The organism is Lentzea tibetensis (genome assembly GCF_007845675.1).
In the GTDB taxonomy this organism is placed as follows: Bacteria; Actinomycetota; Actinomycetes; order Mycobacteriales; family Pseudonocardiaceae; genus Lentzea; species Lentzea tibetensis.
The window spans coordinates 173,576-189,234 of record NZ_VOBR01000003.1; the positions used below are offsets into that span (position 1 = coordinate 173,576).

A 15,659-nucleotide genomic window follows, 5' to 3' on the forward strand; every position below is an offset into this window, starting at 1 on the left:
AGAGGGAGATCATCGTGGCCGGGTCGCTCGGGGTGAGCGGCCCGGCCACAATGGTGCGATGGCAGCGGAGCACGAGCACACCACCGCCTTTCGCGGCGCGCGCTTCACCGATTCCGATCTCGGTGGCGTGCGGATCCGCAGCTGCGACCTGACCGGGCTCAGGGTCGTCGACTCGTGGCTGGTCGACGTGAACATCTCCGGGATGGTGCGCAACCTCGTCGTCAACGACGTGGACGTCACCGCGTACGTCGAGGCCGAGCTGGAGAAGCGGCATCCCGAACGCGCGCAGCTGCGGACCATGCGGACGCCGGACGACTTCCGCGCCATGTGGGCGACGATCGAACGGCTCTGGGCCGATGCCACGGCTCGCGCCGAACAACTGCCCGAAGCGCAACGCCACGAACGCGTCGACGACGAGTGGTCGTTCGTGGAGACGGTGCGTCACCTTGTCTTCGCCACGGACGCGTGGGCGTTCAGCACGGTGCTCGACGAACCCGAGCCGTTCCACCGCCTCGGCCTCACCCACACGTCCTACCCGGCGGCCGACGCGGCGGCGTTGGGCATCGAGCTCGACGCCAGGCCGACGTGGGCCGAGGTGCTGGAGGTGCGCGCTGACCGGGTGGCGCGGGTGCGGCGCATCGCCGACGGCCTCACCGAGGAAGAGCTCGAACGGCTGTGCTCGCGTCCGCCCGCACCCGGCTATCCCGACGAGGAACGAACGGTCGCCCGCTGCCTCGGCGTGGTGATGCAGGAGGAGTGCGAGCACCTCCGGTACGCCCTGCGCGACCTGGCGGTGCTCGAAGCGCGTTAGAAATGCCGCGCCGCGGGGTATCTCCTTGACATGCCTTGGGTTCGGCGGCACCGCCGCCACACACCGTACAGCTGGTTCCGCACCACGACGGTCCGGAGCCACCACCGCAGCAGGCCGGGCAACCTCTGGGTCGTCGTCGCGGTGGTGGCCGTGATCCTGTTGCTGATCCTCATCTTCTGAGACCCGCTGAGTCGTCGAGCAACGGCGAGGCCCCCTCGACGCCGTGTCGAGGGGGCCCGTTTCACCGCGGGGGACGCGATGTGGCTCAGCCGAGACCGTTCTTCATCGCGGAGATGAGCTCGCCGTTCGTGGTGTCACCGGACAGCTCCCAGAAGAAGGCGCCGCCGAGACCCTGGTTCTTGGCGTAGGACATCTTGCCGCCGATCGTGGCCGGGGTGTCGTAGCTCCACCACTGGCCACCGCAGAACGCGTACGCCGTGCCCGCGATCGTTCCGGTTGCGGGGCAACGGGTCTTGAGGACCTTGTAGTCCTCGATGCCCTGCTCGTACGTGCCGGGAGCGGGGCCGGTCGCGGTGCCGCCGGGAGCGGCCTGCGTGACGCCGGTCCAGCCGCGGCCGTAGAAACCGATGCCCAGCAACAGCTTCGACGAGGCGACGCCCTTGCTCTTCAGCTTCTGGATCGCCGCGTCGGAGTTGAAGCCCGCCTGCGGGATGCCGGCGTAGCTGTTGAGCGGCGAGTGCGGAGCCGTCGGGCCCTGCGCCGCCCACGCGCCGAAGTAGTCGTAGGTCATGACGTTGTACCAGTTGAGGTACTGCGACGCGCCGCCGTAGTCAGCGGCGTCGATCTTGCCGCCGGACGAGCCGTCGGCGGTGATCGCCGCGGTCACCAGGTACGAGGAGCCGAACCGGTTGCGCAGCGCCTGCGACAGCGTCTTGAAGCTGGAGAAACCGCTGGTGTCGCAGGACAGACCACAGGCGTTCGGGTACTCCCAGTCGATGTCGATGCCGTCGAACACGTCCGCCCAGCGCGGGTCCTCGACCAGCTTGTAGCAGGACTCGGCGAACGCGGCCGCGTTCTGCGCGGCCTGGCCGAAGCCGCCGGACCAGGTCCAGCCGCCGAACGACCACAACACCTTCAGGTTGGGGTTGAGCTTCTTCAGCTTGCGCAGCTGGTTGAAGCTGCCGCGCAGCGGCTGGTCCCAGGTGTCCGCGACACCGTCGACGCTGTCCGCCGCCGTGTAGGCCTTGTCGTAGTCGGCGTACGAGTCGCCGATGGTGCACTGGCCGTTGGTCACGTTGCCGAACGCGTAGTTGATGTGCGTCAGCTTGGCGGCCGAGCCGCTGGTCTGGATGTTCTTCACGTGGTAGTTGCGGCCGTAGACGCCCCACTCCGCGAAGTAGCCCAGGTTGACCTTCCCGCCGGGCTGCGGCGGGTTCGACGTCGTGGTCGTCGTGTTACCGGTCGTCGTTGTCGTGGTGGTGGTCGTGGTCGTCGTCGACGTGGTCGTCGGTGGCTGACCACCGGCGTCACACGAGCCGCCGTTGACCTTGCAGTTGCTCGGCGCCGAGTACGCGCCCGTGTAGGTCACGTTGAAGCCGAAGCTGACCGAGCCGCCGACGCCGACCGTGCCGTTCCAGGTGTTCTTCACCGTGACGGTCTGGCCGCTGGTCGTGTGGCTGCCGTCCCACAGCGAGCCGACGCGGTGGTTGGCGGGCAGCGTGAACTCGACGGTCCACGAGGTCAGGGCCGCGGACCCGCCGTTGGTGATCGTGTACTTGCCCTCGTAGCCCGTTCCCCAGTCCGAACCCTTGGAGAACGTGGCGGAGACACCGGCCGCGCCACTCGCTGCCGGCACCACCGCAAGGCCGAGGACCAACGCGGCGACGGCCGCGAAAAGAGCTGCAAGATGCCATCGGAACTTGGACATCGGACTCCTCAGTCGCAGGGGGTGCCAGCAACATGTGGTCCAGACCACTTAACAGTCAAGGTCTAGACCTTTCGTGTCACTCGAACGGAGTAGTCCGAACTGAGACGTAAACCTTTACATCCGAGGCCTGTTCAAGTCAGCCGATTGCGCGCTCTGCACCCCACGCCGCGACGTCTTCTCTCGACGAGAGGCCGAGCTTGTCGCGCAGGCGTTGCAACCTGGACGCGACCGTGCGCACGGAGACGCCGAGCCGGTTGGCGATCTGCCGGTTGGTGAGACCGGTGGCGAGCAGCGCGACGACGCGTCGCTCGTGATCGTCCAGCTCGTCCTCGTCCACCTCGGTGCGGTCGAGCCACAGCTCGTCCTGGATGAACGCCTCGGTCTCGGTCGGGGTCAGCGGTGCCCACGCGGCCGCGTTCGCCTGCTGCGACGTCAGCATCGTGCGGGCGGTGCGCATCGCGCCGGAGACCTTCTGCTCCCAGAACGGGTCCGCGACGACGCCGACGGTCCGGCGCATCGCCCGCCCGGTCGCCTCCAGCCGCAGCGCGCGTTCCGCCTGGCCGCGGGACAGCGCGAGGATCGACAGGCCTTCCAACGCGTCCGGGCCGCTCATCGGGTTGTCGCCGTCGACCCGGAGCGACTCGTGGAACGCCGTGCCTGCCTCCTCGAGGTCGCCCTGCATCAGCGCGATCAGGCCGATCGTGTTCAGCGCGCTCGCCACGCGGGCCGGGATGCCCGACGCGCGGCACAGCGGCAGCGCCTTGACGACCGCCTTCATCGCTCGGTCGTACTTGCCCAGCCGCAACGCCGTGCGCGCCAGGTCGACCAGGCAGGTCGCGCGGGCCAGCGGCTCGCCCAGCATCTCGGCGACCCGCAGGCACTCGGTGCGGTTCTCCGCGGACGCCTCCAGCTCGCCGCTGGACTGCTGCACGGCCGCGAGCGTGCTGCGGCAGCTCATCACCAGCGCCGGGTGGTTCAGGTCGCGCACGATCCGCGCCGCCTCGCCCGTCAGCTCCAGCGCCTCGTCGTGGTCGCCCTGCGCCGCCGCGAACCTGGCCGCGTGGTTCAGCGCCACGCACCGGTAGTCGCCGCGCGTGCCCGGCCTGCGCAGCGCGTCCCGCAGCAGGTACCGCGCCTGGCTGACCCGGCCGCGCCGCGCCGTGCAGTCGGCGAGCGCGGAGGTGAGCAGCAGCAGCCGTTCGTCGTCGCGGTCGGCGGCCCACTCGACCGTGGCGAGCAGGCTGTCGACGTGGTCGTCGAGCTTGCGCTGCATCTCGGCGGGCACGGACAGCGGCGCGGTGATCAGCACGTCGCTCAGCTCGGTGAACCAGCGGGCCAGCGCCTCGTACGCCATGTCCGTCTCACCGGCCGCGAGCAGCTTCTCGCGGGCGTGCAGCCGGATGCTCTCCAGCTGCCGGAACCGGGTGGTGCCGGGGATCGCGGTGAGCATCGACTTGGCCTGCAGCCTCGACAGCACGTCCAGCACCGGTTCGGCCGACCGTTCCGTCGAGCAGACCTCGGTCGCCGCGGCCAGGTCGAAACCGCCGTCGAACACCGAGAGCCTGCGCAGCGCGAACTGCTCGTCCGGCGCGAGGAGCCGGTAGCTCCAGTCGATGGCCTCCCGCAACGAACGCTGGCGCGGCGGGGTCTTGCGGCAGCCGAGCGTCAGCAGCTCCAGCGGCTCGTCCATGCGGTCGCAGATGTCGGACACCGGCAGCAGCGGGATCCACCGCGCCGCCAGCTCGATCGCGAGCGGCATGCCGTCGAGCCGGGCGCACAGCAGCGCGACCGTCGCCGTGTTCTCCGGGGTGAGCCGGAAGTCCGGCTTGCGCTCGCGGGCCCGGTCGACGAACAGCTTCACCGAGTCGCTGCGCGGTGCGGCCGTGTTCACGAGGTCCTGGTCGGTCGACGGGACGGGCAGGCCCTCGACGTGGAAGCTCACCTCGCCGGTGATCCACAGCGCTTCGCGGCTCGTCGCGAGCACGCGGACCGCCGGGCAGCGGTTGAGCAGCAGGTCGACCAGTTCGGCGCACGCGTCCAGCAGGTGCTCGCAGTTGTCCAGCACGACGAGAGCGCGCATGTTCCTGAGCGTCTCGACGACCGTCTGGCCGATCGGCTCATCGCCGTGCTCCGTCACGCCCAACGCGGCCGCGACGACCGGCATGAGCGAACGGCTGTCCGTCACGGCGCCCAACTCGATCAACAGCACGCGGTCCGTTCGGCCCCTTCGCAGCCGTTCGGCGGCCTCCAGAGCCAGCCTCGTCTTGCCCGAACCGGCGCTGCCGACGAGCGTGATGAGACGGTGCCTCCTGAGCAGCTGGTCGATCTTCGTCAGCTCCTGCTGCCTGCCGACGAAGCTGTCCCGAGCGGCCGGCAGATTGCTCAGCACGCGCGCGTTCTGCCTGGGTAGAGGCGTTGGCGGGGGTGCGGCGACGCGCTTGCGGTATGCGCGCTGGCGGCAGGCGTTCGAACAGTAGGACCGGCGCTGCTCCGACGTCGAAGGTGGCAGCGCCACATCGCACGTCGTACAGCGAGCGATGCTCGACATGTTCTCTTCTCCATGGTGTAACAGCCAGCCGAACGCCGTCGCACCGTTGCGACGCCGCAGGTCGGGGGTGGTGACCTGACGTATGCAACCCGTTACACGTACGCGCAGCCGAGACGGTTCGGTCGGTGCCCGTTATGCATGCCTTTTCCCGCAGCTCGTTCGGGAACAAACTGGTGGCTGGGTCCGGTCTGACAGGGAGTGCGTATGACGCTGACGACGAGCACCTCGTCGGAGTACTCGTGGGCGAGTGCGGGTCTGCAACTGGTGGACAAGCCGCGCACGATCACCGTCGGCATCGCTGACGACGAGGTCCTTATCCGCACGGGAGTCCGCGGAGTGCTGGAGCGCTCCGGCAACGTGGTGGTCGTCGGGGAGGCCAGCGACGGCAACAGCGCCGTCGAGCTGGCGCGCCGGCACCGCCCGCAGGTACTGCTGATGGACGCCTCGATGCCCGGCATGGAGGGCCTCGGCGCCGTCCGGATGGTGCGCAGGCACGTCCCCGGCACACAGGTGATCATGCTGTGCACGCCGACGACGGAAGAGATGCTGTTCCCGGCGTTGCGCGCCGGTGCGGCGGGGTTCCTGTTCAAGAACGGCGAGCCCGACTCGCTGGTGAACGCGGTGCGCGTGGTCGCGGCCGGGGAGGCGATCCTGTCGCCGTCCGCGACGCGGAGCCTCGTCGACCACTTCACGGGTGCCGACTCGGAGCGTCGTGACGCGGCGCGGTCGCGGATCTCGCTGCTCACCAGGCGTGAGCAGGAGGTGCTGGTGTACCTGGCGCAGGGCATGGCCAACGCGCGCATCGCGCGGCTCATGTACCTCTCCGAGGGTGCGATCAAGGCGCATGTGTCCAGGCTGCTCACGAAACTGCGCTGTGACAACCGCGTGCAGGCCGCTCTGATCGCGCGAGACGCCGCTCTGCCGTGCTGACGGCGGAGGGTTGATGTCGTTTTCTCGCCAGCGGTCCGCGGTGACCGCGGCGATGCTGGAGACATGTTCGAGGACACGGAGCGTTGCGTCCGGGCGGTTCAGTCGAAGGACGCCCGCTTCGACGGGTGGTTCTTCACGGCGGTGACGTCGACCGGCATCTACTGCCGGCCGTCCTGTCCCGTGGTCCCGCCGAAGGTCGAGAACATGCGGTTCTACCCGACTGCTGCAACGGCGCAGCAAGCCGGATTCCGCGCCTGCAAGAGGTGCCGCCCCGACGCTTCCCCCGGTTCTCCGGAGTGGAACCAGCGCGCCGACGTCGTCGCGCGGGCGATGCGCCTGATCTCCGATGGCGTGGTTGATCGTTCGGGCGTGCCGGGTCTCGCCGCCGCGTTGGGCTACAGCACCCGGCAGGTGCAGCGCGCACTCGTGGCCGAACTGGGCGCGGGGCCGCTGGCACTGGCGCGGGCTCAGCGCGCGCAGACGGCGCGACTGCTGATCGAGACGTCCGCGCTCCCGATGGCGGATGTCGCGTTCGCCGCCGGGTTCTCGTCGGTGCGGGCGTTCAACGACACCGTGCGCTCGGTGTTCGCGCTGCCGCCTTCCGAGCTGCGCCGCCGTTCGTCCGGGTCGTCGCTGCCGGGGGTGCTGTCCCTGTGGCTCCCGTTCCGCGCGCCGTTGTGCCCGGACAACCTGTTCGGGCACCTGATCGCCACCGCAGTGCCGGGTGTCGAGGAGTGGCGCGACGGCGCGTACCGGCGAACCTTGCGGCTGCCCCACGGGCACGGCGTGGTGTCGCTGCGCCCGTTGCCCGATCACGTGGCCTGCTCGTTGGCGCTGTCCGACCTGCGGGACCTGTCCGTCGCGATCTCGCGGTGCCGGTGGATGCTCGACCTGGACGCCGATCCGATCGCCGTCGACTCCCTGCTGTCCCGTGATCCGGTGCTGGAACCGTTGGTGCGCAAGGCTCCTGGGCGGCGGGTGCCGAGGACCGTCGACGGTGCCGAGTTCGCCGTGCGGGCCGTGCTGGGGCAGCAGGTGTCGACGGCCGCGGCGCGGACTCACGCCGCTCGGCTCGTCCAGGCTTACGGGACGCCGATATCCGATCCTTCGCTGACGCACCTGTTCCCGGAGCTCTCAGCTGTCGATCCGTCTTCATTGGCGATGCCCGAGTCGCGGCGCAGGACCATGCGCGCGCTCCTGGACTCGCTGTCGTCCGGGCTGGATCTCGGTGCCGGGGCCGACTGGGAGGCCGTCCGGGCGTCGCTCTCGTCGTTGCCCGGTTTCGGGCCGTGGACCGTCGAGGTGATCGCGATGCGCGCGCTCGGTGACCCCGATGCGTTCATCCCCACCGACTTGGGCGTTCGGCTGGCGGCGTCGTCGCTGGGGCTTCCGTCCACACCCGCGGCTCTGGTGAAGAGGTCTGCGGCTTGGCGGCCGTGGCGCGCGTACGCCGTGCAGCACCTGTGGGCGACCGGCGACCACGAGGTGAACCGCATCCCCGCCTAGGCGTCGAGGTGCGCCTGGACCTGATCGGCCTCCGGCATGCCGAGTTCGGTGTAGAGGGCCACCGCGTGCTTGTAGTGGGTGCGGGCGGAGCTGAGGTCGCCGAGGGTGCGGTGAGCGTGGCCGAGGCCGGTGTGAGCGCGGGCTTGCGGGTCGAGAGCGTCGATGTCGGCGGCGATGGTGAGGGCTTCGGTGTGGTGGGCGAGGGCGTCGGCGGGGCGCCCGGTGGTGTGGGCTGCTTCGCCGAGGCCGTTGAGCGTCCAGGCTTCGCCCTGGCGTTCGCCGATCACGCGAAAGATGGCCATGGCGTGCTGGTAGTGCCCGATCGCTTCGGCGGGTTGGTCGAGGAGCATGTGGAGGGCACCGTGGGTGTCCAGGACCCAGGCTTCGCCGGTGCGGTTGCCGAGTTGCCGGTACAGGGTCAGGGCCTGGTGGAGGTGGTCGGTGGCCGGACCGCACCAGCCCAGCCGCACCTCGACGCAGCCGAGCCCGCTGAGGGCGTTGGCCTGGCCTGCCCGGTCGCCGGCCTCCCGGTGCACGGCCAGGGCTTGCCCGTGGTGGTCGACGGCCTGCTGGTAGCGGCCCAGTCGTTCCTCGACCGTCCCGAGGCAGGCCAACGAGCGGGCTTCACCGATGCGGTCGCCGCCCTGCCGGAAGAAGACCAGGGCCTGCTCGTACTGGTCGGCGGACTGCCGGTAGCGACCCCGCCACGTCTCGACGACGCCGAGGTTGTGCAGGGTGCGAGCCCGGCCGACGGGGTCGCCCGCATCCCAGCACAGGGCCAGGGCCTGCCGGTAGTGCTCGGCGGCCGGCCCGTACCGGCCCATCAGCATGTGGGTGGTGCCGAGTCCGTTCAGTGCGTGGGCCAGTCCGGTCGGGTCGCCGGACCGTTGAGCGGCGTGGTGGGCGTGGCCGTGGATCGCCAGGGCGTCGGTGTGGTACCCGCCCATGAGGTAGCGGAAGAGGGTGACCGACAGCCGGATGGCGTGGGTGGGCCAACCGTGCGAGGCGGTGTGCGCCGCGACCGCGACGAGGGTCGGGCGTTCGGTGCCCAGCCAGGTGCGGGCGGCGTCCGGGTCGGTCAGCGCCGGAGCGGGCGTGCCGAGCTCGGGTACCTGTGGCCGGCGGTGCGTCTCCGCGGGGTGCAGAGCGTTCATGGCGATGCCGGTGGCGGACAGGTAGTAGTCGAACAGGCGGGTCAGCGCAGCCCGGCGTGCGGGTGGCGGATCCTCATCGGTGGCCTGGTTGCCTGCGTGGGCGCGGACGAGGTCGTGCAGGGTGTACCTGCCGGAGCTGGCCTGTTGCAGCAGGTGGTCGCGGCACAGGTGGTGCAGGTGGCTCCGTGCGGTGGACAGGTCGGTGTCGGTCAGCGCGGCGGCCGCGTAGGCGTCGAGGTCGTGGCCGGGGTGCAGCGCCGCCAACCGCAGCAGCCGCCGCTGGCCGGGGGGCAGGTGCCGGTAGGACAGGTCGAGTGCGAGCTGGAGACCGGTGTCCAGGCGGCGGGAGCGGTGGCGTTCGTCGAGCCGGTCGGCGTGGTCGGTCAGCGTCCAGCCGGGGGTGTCGCGGATGTGTCCGGCGACCAGCCCGAGCGCGAGGGGGAGGTGGCCGCACCGGTCGGCGATGCGGGCCGCTGCGGCCGGGTCCGCGCCGGCAGGAACGTCGGGTATGGCGTCGGTGAGGAATCGCCGAGCCTCGTCAGGGGTGAACACGTCCACCGCCAGGTGTGCGGCGGGGTGCAGGGTGGTGAGGCTGCGTCGGCTGGTGACCAGCACCGGGCAGCCGGGGGTGTCAGGCAGCAGGGGGCGGACCTGGTCGGCGTCGGCGGCGTTGTCCAGCACGATCAGGGTGCGGGTGCCGGCCAGCCGGTTGCGGTAGACGGCGGAGCGGCCGGGCAGGTCGTGCGGGATCTGCTGGCCGGGCAACCCGAGCAGGCGCAGGAAACCGTCCAGCACGGCGGCCGGGTCGGCCGGTGGCTGGGCCGGGTCGGGGTGGAACCCGCGCAGGTTGACGAACAGCACCCGGTCGAACAGCTCGTCCTGGGCGAGCAGGTGCGCGATGTGGACGGCCAGCTGGGTCTTGCCGACCCCGGCCATCCCGGCGATCGCGGAGATCACCACCGGGCCACCATCCGCGCTGCCGCGGTGCAGCGCTCGACGGAGCAGGTCCAGCTCGGTGGCCCGGCCGGTGAACCCCACCAGATCAGGCGGCAACCGGTCCTGGACCCGGACCTGCGCCGCCGCCTGGATTTCTCCGACGACCGCGCACAGCGCCTGCCGCCACTGCGCCACGTACCCCGCGTCCGGGCGCAACGCCGCCACCACCGCCACCACCAGGTCGGTGTTCAGCCTCCGTCGGCCAGGCCGGAAGCAGTCCACGACCGTGGTCTTCCTCGCCAGCTCGCCGGCGGGCCTGCCGGCTGTCCGCCATGCCGTGTTGATGCGGTCCTTGATCGTGTCGTAGGACGGGCTCCCGGCCCACACCTTCAACAACCGCAGCCCCTCGATGAGCTCGTCCAGGGTGCCTGCCCGCCCCGGATCCGGTGGCACGGCAAAAGCCCGGCCCGCGTGCGGCGCACTCATGACCCCTCCAGATATCCCCCCGGTCACGCTGGCCGCCCAGTTAACCCGCATCATCGGGCGACGGTCAGGACATTCGTCCACGATCGGCCTTTCGGCGGCCCGCAAGGACATCCCAACAGGGGGACGGTCTGCGTCCCAGCGGGTCGAGCCGGGCTTCGCAGGTGAAATTTCAGGTGCGGGACTAGCGGCCGGCGACCCTGGCGTACATGTGGCCGGGATTCGGGCCGGGGTGCAGGAATCCGGGCAGCGGCGGCAGGTTCGTCGCGAACGGCTGCAGCACGTCGAAGAGCTCGGCGGCGCTGGCGGGCCGGTGCTCCGGTTCCTTGGCCAGCAACGACTGGAGCAGGTCGTCGAGCACGGTCCCGGTGCGCGGAGGACGTTCCTTGACCTGCCGGTCGAACACCGCGTACGCGGTCGGACCGGTGAAGAGCTGTTCCCCGGTCAGCATCTCGTGCAGCACGCACCCCAGCGCGTACAGGTCGCTGCGCGGTTCGGCGACGCCGAGCCGCACCTGTTCCGGCGCCATGTACGCGGGCGTGCCGATGATCTGCCCGGCCCTGCTGAACTGGGCGACGTCGCTCTCGCGCAGCACGGCCAGCCCGAAGTCGAGCACCTTGGCGCTGCCGTCCGGGCACAGCATCAGGTTGGTGGGCTTGAGGTCGCGGTGGCAGATCGACAACCCGTGCGCGGCGGCCAGCACGGCGCACGACTGCGCGGCAACGGAAGCGGCCCACGGGACGGGCAGCGGGCCGTGCTCGCTCACCAGGTCCGCGATGGTGACGCCGTCGATGAACTGCATGACCTGGTACAGCAGGTGGTCGTGCGTGCCGAAGTCGTAGAGCACCGGCGCGCCGGGGTGTTCGAGGCGGGCGACGATCCTGGCCTCGCGGGCGAAGCGGTGCGCCAGCTCGTGCTCGTGGCCGCCGGGGAGCTGGAGCAGCTTCACCGCGACGCGGCGGTTGAGGTGCTTGTCGTGGCCCCGGTGCACGGCACCCATGCCGCCCCGGCCGAGCGGGAGGTCGTCGAGCTCGTAGCGGTCGGCGATCAGCATTCGCCCTCCTACGGCTCGAGCTGCCCACCCAGAAGTCCGGTGAAGCCTAGCCGGACGAGCTCCGCGGCCTCGGCGAATCCGTCCTCCATCGCCTTGAGCTGCCGGAACGCTTCGCCGTAGCGGCGTTGTTCGTCGATCTCGATCAGCGGAACGGGCGTGCGCTTCAGGTCCAGCCTGCTCGATCCCGTCGGAGTGCAGGCCAGCGCCGCGCGCAACAGTCCGGACAGGTAGTCCGGGTCGACGACCTCCGGGTCGATGTCGTAGCTGGCGCCGGTCGGCGAGGTGACCGTGACGCTGCCGGGCGCAGTGCGGACCAGGTCGCCGATCGTCGTCATCGGCGGTGGCTCGCGGCGTTCGAGCGCGGGTGGCTCCGGCAGTGCGAAGGTCGCGCGGGCGTGCAGGAACGCGGTCGCGACGTCGGCCCTGCTGTGCCGCGACGGGCTCAGGTCGACGTGGTCGTCGAGCAGGTCGATGATCCGCGTGTTCGGCTCGGCGTCGGGGCTGAACTCCTCCAGCAGCAGGATGTGCTCGGGTGGGCGTTCGTCGGGGAGCGGGTGGCGCAGCAGCCAGATGTCGCGGCCGCCCGCCACCGTGATGACCGCGCGCAACGCGCCGGCGCGCAGGAGGTTGCCGCGGATCCGCTTGCCGGGACGGCGTGACGTGGCCGCGCTCGGCATGAGGATCGCGACGCGGCCGCCCGGCCTCGTCAGCGACAGGCAGTGCTGCACCCACGCCAGCTCGGGCTCGCCGCGCGGCGGCAGTCCGTACGCCCAACGCGGGTCGCCGACCAGCTCCTCGTGACCCCACGAGCGCTCGTGGAACGGCGGGTCGCACACGACGGCGTCCGCTGTGGCTTCGGCGAATGCGTTGTGCCGCAACGAGTCGCCGGTGTGGATCTGCGCTTCGGGCAGCCGGATGCTGGCGATCTCGGCGCTCGTCGGGTCCAGCTCCTGGCCTTTCCGCGCGCCGCCGGCCTGCTTGAGCAGCGTGCCGGTGCCGCACGCCGGGTCGACGACCGTGCCGCGGTCGGCCTCGGCCAGCTCGACCATGAGCTTCGCGATGTCGTCCGGGGTGACGTTGAGCTGGCGCGAGTGGGCCTCGGCGTAACGCTCGTAGAGGAACTCGAAGGTGGCAGGATCGGTGTGCCTGCCCGCCTCGGCGACGCGTTCGCCGAGACGCAGGTCGTCGTCCTTGATCTGCTGCCAGAGGCGGTCGGCGGGGGAGACGTGGAACTGCTTGCCGTTGCGCCGCAACCACTCCTCGACCTCGCGCAACGAGAACAGCGGGCTGGACGCGGTGCCGCCGACGGGCTGCGGGAAGTCGTCGTACCGCCTGCGCCAGTTGCTGACGGCGGCCCGTCCCACGTCGACGAGCCGTGCGATGTCCCCCGCGTTCACGGTCTCGTCCATGCGGTCAACACTAGTGCTTGTGAAGTCAGTTCACAACTGCTCTACTGGTGGCATGACACACGAGCTGCGGGTCGCTGCTGCGTCCGATCCGGGGTTGATGCGCGAACAGAACGAGGACGCGTACTTCGCAGGCCCCGACCTGCAGGCGGTCGCGGACGGCATGGGCGGCCACGCGCACGGCGAGGTCGCCAGCGGCATCGCGATCGACGTACTGGAGACGTTCGCGGGCGACCTCGGTGCGGCGGTCGCGGAGATCGCGCGCAGGCTCGACCTGGAAGCGCCGGAGGGCACCGGCACCACGCTCACCGCGATGCGCTGGAACGGACTGACCTTCGAGCTCGCGCACATCGGCGACTCGCGCGCCTACCTGCTGCGCGCCGGTGAGCTCATCCAGATCTCGCACGACCACACCATGGTCCAGGCCCTTGTCGACGCGGGCCGCATGACGCCCGAGGAGGCGCTCAACCACCCGCGCCGCGCGTACGTCATCCGGGCACTCCAAAGTGGAGGGTCGCACGAGCCGGACATCACGCTGCACGAGGCGAAAGCGGGCGACCGCTACCTGCTGTGCTCCGATGGCCTCACGGACTACTCGTCCATCGAGGACGTCGGCGAGGTGCTCGCCTCGGTGGAGGACGGCGAGGAGGCCGCGTGGCGGCTCGTCGCGCTGGCCAACGGCAACGGCGGCCCGGACAACATCACCTGCGTGATCACGGACGTCGTCAAGCGCCGCTGGTACCAGCGCTACTGAGGGACCGCTCAGGCCCTGCCGAGGAATCGCTCCAGCGCCGCGTTGAACTCCTCCGGCCGCTCCAGGTTCGGCAGGTGCGCCGCACCCTCGACGATCACCAGCTCCGAGTCGCGCATCCTGCTGTGCAACTCCTCGGCCTCGTTCACCGGCGTGTACGCGTCCTCGCGTCCGACCACGATCAACGTCTTGGTCTCGGTGTGCGCCAACGACTCCACGTAGTCCGGCCGTTCCGCGCGCCCGCGCAACGCCGCAGCCGCGCCCTCCGGCGGTGACGCCCGCATCATCTCCAGCACGATCTTGGACGCCTCCGCGTTGGCGGGCGAGACCATCAGCGGCAGCACCTCGTCCGCGTACGGCTCCATGCCCTCGGCGAGCAGCCGTTCCGCGGTGGCGTACCGGAACTCCTTGCCCTCGGGCGTTTCCCCGACCGGGCTGGTGTCCGCGAGCACCATGCCGCGCAACCGTTCCGGGAACAGCCGGTGGAACTCCATGACGATCTGGCCGCCCATCGACAACCCGGCCATGATGCAGTTTTCCACTTTCAGTCGGTCGAGCAGGTCCGCGATGTCCCACGCGAACGCGGCGAGCGGCGTCTTCCCGGGAACGACCGGCGATGCGCCGTACCCGCGCAGGTCCGGCGCGATCACCCGGTGGCTGCTCCGGAAGTGCTCGACCTGGGGCCGCCACATCGAGCGGTTGAACGGGTGGCCGTGCACCAGCACGAGCGCCGGGCCAGCGCCTTCGTCGTCAAATGCCAGTTCCATGACTCGACGTTAACGAGTACATTCGCCTCAATGCAATGAGAACAATGTACTCGGAGCAATTCTGATGGACGACTACAAGGCGCTCGCCGACCGTCTGGCTTCGGACATCACTCACGGTCGGCTGCGTCCGGGCGAGAAGCTGATGCCGCAGCGCACTTTCGCGCGCCGCAACAGCATCGCGCCGTCCACGGTGTCCCGCGTCTACGGCGAGCTGGTGCGCCGCGGCCTAGCGGTGGGCGAGGTAGGCCGCGGCACGTTCGTCCGCGCCCGCGAGGACGTCACCGAGCTCCCACTGGCCGAACCCGCGTCCGCGCACGTCGACCTCGAGCTCAACTTCCCAGTAGTGCCAGAGCAAACCGCACTCGTGGCCCGCAGCCTCACCCGCATGCTGCGCCCCGATGTGCTGGCCGAGGCCCAGCAACCCGTCGGTGTCACCGGCACCCCGCAGGCCCGCGCCGCCGCCCGGCAACTCATCCCCGCGGACCGGCAGATCGTGTTCGCGGGCGGCGGCCGCCAGGCCATCGCGGCCGCCATCGCGAGTCTGGTGCCTGTCGGCGAACGGCTCGGCGTGGAACGCCTCACCTACTCGGTCGTGAAGGGCATCGCCGCCCGGCTCGGCGTCGTGCTCGTGCCGCTGCCGATGGACGACGAAGGCCTTGTCCCGGCCGGTATCCAGGGGGTGCGCGCGGTGTACTTGCAGTCCGCACTGCACAACCCGCTCGGCGTCACGATGTCCTCCTGTCGCCGCGCCGACATCGCGGAAGCCTTGCGCCTTAACGGCTTGTTCGCCATCGAGGACCGGGTCAACGGTTTCCTGCACGACGAACCGCTGATCGACAGCGACCGCACGCTGATCGTCGACAGCCTGTCCAAGCGCGTCGCGCCGGGCCTGACTCTCGGCATCATCGCCGCGCCCGGCTCGGTTGTTGACCGGGTGGTCACCGCCGTCCGCTCTGGTGGCTGGGCGGCCCCGCGGTTCTCACTGGACGCGGGGACCGGCCTGATCACGGACGGCACGGTCGCCGAGATCGGCGCCGCGAAGCGCCGCGACGCACTGGCACGCCAGGAGATCGCGACTCGCGCACTCGACGGGTTCACCTTGCGCCGCGACCTCCGCGCCTACCACATGTGGTGGGAGCTGCCCGAGCCGTGGCGGGCCGAGACCTTCGTGGCGGCGGCCGCTCGGCGCGGCATCGCGGTGACCCCGGCCGCCGCGTTCGCGGTGGGGCCGAGCCATGCCCCGAACGCCGTCCGTCTCGCGTTGGCCTCGCCACCGCCGGCGACGCTGGCCGCGGCACTGGCCACTTTGGCGAGCATCGCCCGCTCCGCCCCGGACACCGTCGACTGATCCGCGCCGGCCCTGTCGGTTGACCCGGTCCGGGCACCGGCGGCTGCTCTGGCCGGAACTCGCGGGCCGACACCCGC

The 15,659-nt window shown here is 70.6% G+C and carries 12 protein-coding genes; 6 read left to right on the plus strand and 6 right to left on the minus strand.

The window, feature by feature from the left end; genetic code table 11:
- Window positions 1-58 precede the first annotated feature (58 nt).
- The gene (locus FKR81_RS05020) at window positions 59-811 is read left to right on the plus strand and encodes a DinB family protein (RefSeq protein WP_146349740.1); all 753 of its coding nucleotides are present in this window, start codon (window positions 59-61) and stop codon (window positions 809-811) included.
- Between the two features lie 30 nt (window positions 812-841).
- On the plus strand, window positions 842-991 hold the full coding sequence (locus FKR81_RS43325; RefSeq protein WP_186762780.1) for a hypothetical protein: 150 nt from the start codon (window positions 842-844) through the stop codon (window positions 989-991).
- A gap of 85 nt (window positions 992-1,076) precedes the next feature.
- Here the strand turns inward: FKR81_RS43325 and FKR81_RS05025 are convergent, their stop codons facing one another.
- Together FKR81_RS05025 and FKR81_RS05030 are read right to left on the minus strand one after the other, a co-directional pair.
- Window positions 1,077-2,699 (minus strand): glycosyl hydrolase family 18 protein, encoded by a 1,623-nt coding sequence (locus FKR81_RS05025; protein ID WP_146349741.1) that lies wholly within the window; start codon window positions 2,697-2,699, stop codon window positions 1,077-1,079.
- Between the two features lie 136 nt (window positions 2,700-2,835).
- A complete protein-coding gene (locus FKR81_RS05030; RefSeq protein ID WP_186762781.1) occupies window positions 2,836-5,088 on the minus strand; it encodes an ATP-binding protein in 2,253 nt (750 codons plus the stop codon).
- Between the two features lie 363 nt (window positions 5,089-5,451).
- Between FKR81_RS05030 and FKR81_RS05035 the strand changes: the two genes are divergently transcribed.
- Window positions 5,452-6,177: a response regulator gene (locus tag FKR81_RS05035; RefSeq protein WP_146349743.1), complete on the plus strand. Its 726-nt coding sequence runs from the start codon at window positions 5,452-5,454 to the stop codon at window positions 6,175-6,177.
- Between the two features lie 63 nt (window positions 6,178-6,240).
- Window positions 6,241-7,683 (plus strand): DNA-3-methyladenine glycosylase 2 family protein, encoded by a 1,443-nt coding sequence (locus FKR81_RS05040; RefSeq protein WP_146349744.1) that lies wholly within the window; start codon window positions 6,241-6,243, stop codon window positions 7,681-7,683.
- Here the strand turns inward: FKR81_RS05040 and FKR81_RS05045 are convergent.
- The 3 genes from FKR81_RS05045 to FKR81_RS05055 form a co-directional block, all read right to left on the minus strand.
- Entirely contained in the window at window positions 7,680-10,259 is a 2,580-nt protein-coding gene (locus FKR81_RS05045) for a tetratricopeptide repeat protein (RefSeq protein WP_146349745.1), read from the minus strand. The genes FKR81_RS05040 and FKR81_RS05045 overlap by 4 nt on opposite strands.
- 181 nt (window positions 10,260-10,440) lie before the next feature.
- Window positions 10,441-11,310: a serine/threonine-protein kinase gene (locus FKR81_RS05050; RefSeq protein WP_146349746.1), complete on the minus strand. Its 870-nt coding sequence runs from the start codon at window positions 11,308-11,310 to the stop codon at window positions 10,441-10,443.
- 8 nt (window positions 11,311-11,318) lie between these two features.
- A complete protein-coding gene (locus FKR81_RS05055) occupies window positions 11,319-12,719 on the minus strand; it encodes an N-6 DNA methylase (RefSeq protein ID WP_146349747.1) in 1,401 nt (466 codons plus the stop codon).
- A 52-nt stretch (window positions 12,720-12,771) separates the two neighbouring features.
- On the opposite strand from FKR81_RS05055, the gene FKR81_RS05060 reads away from it, so the two are divergent.
- Complete coding sequence (locus FKR81_RS05060) at window positions 12,772-13,470, plus strand: PP2C family protein-serine/threonine phosphatase (RefSeq protein WP_146349748.1); 699 nt, start codon at window positions 12,772-12,774, stop codon at window positions 13,468-13,470.
- A gap of 8 nt (window positions 13,471-13,478) precedes the next feature.
- On the opposite strand, the gene FKR81_RS05065 is transcribed toward FKR81_RS05060, so the two are convergent.
- A complete protein-coding gene (locus FKR81_RS05065; RefSeq protein WP_146349749.1) occupies window positions 13,479-14,234 on the minus strand; it encodes an alpha/beta fold hydrolase in 756 nt (251 codons plus the stop codon).
- 64 nt (window positions 14,235-14,298) lie between these two features.
- Here FKR81_RS05065 and FKR81_RS05070 point away from each other — a divergent pair, with 64 nt between their 5' ends.
- On the plus strand, window positions 14,299-15,582 hold the full coding sequence (locus tag FKR81_RS05070; protein WP_146349750.1) for an aminotransferase-like domain-containing protein: 1,284 nt from the start codon (window positions 14,299-14,301) through the stop codon (window positions 15,580-15,582).
- Window positions 15,583-15,659 lie beyond the last annotated feature (77 nt).

Coding starts and splice junctions, on each gene's coding strand:
- FKR81_RS05020 (WP_146349740.1), top strand. CDS start 59: ATGGCAGCGGAGCACGAGCACACCACCGCCTTTCGCGGCGCGCGCTTC.
- FKR81_RS43325 (WP_186762780.1), top strand. CDS start 842: ATGCCTTGGGTTCGGCGGCACCGCCGCCACACACCGTACAGCTGGTTC.
- FKR81_RS05025 (WP_146349741.1), bottom strand. CDS start 2,699: ATGTCCAAGTTCCGATGGCATCTTGCAGCTCTTTTCGCGGCCGTCGCC.
- FKR81_RS05035 (WP_146349743.1), top strand. CDS start 5,452: ATGACGCTGACGACGAGCACCTCGTCGGAGTACTCGTGGGCGAGTGCG.
- FKR81_RS05040 (WP_146349744.1), top strand. CDS start 6,241: ATGTTCGAGGACACGGAGCGTTGCGTCCGGGCGGTTCAGTCGAAGGAC.
- FKR81_RS05045 (WP_146349745.1), bottom strand. CDS start 10,259: ATGAGTGCGCCGCACGCGGGCCGGGCTTTTGCCGTGCCACCGGATCCG.
- FKR81_RS05050 (WP_146349746.1), bottom strand. CDS start 11,310: ATGCTGATCGCCGACCGCTACGAGCTCGACGACCTCCCGCTCGGCCGG.
- FKR81_RS05055 (WP_146349747.1), bottom strand. CDS start 12,719: ATGGACGAGACCGTGAACGCGGGGGACATCGCACGGCTCGTCGACGTG.
- FKR81_RS05060 (WP_146349748.1), top strand. CDS start 12,772: ATGACACACGAGCTGCGGGTCGCTGCTGCGTCCGATCCGGGGTTGATG.
- FKR81_RS05065 (WP_146349749.1), bottom strand. CDS start 14,234: ATGGAACTGGCATTTGACGACGAAGGCGCTGGCCCGGCGCTCGTGCTG.
- FKR81_RS05070 (WP_146349750.1), top strand. CDS start 14,299: ATGGACGACTACAAGGCGCTCGCCGACCGTCTGGCTTCGGACATCACT.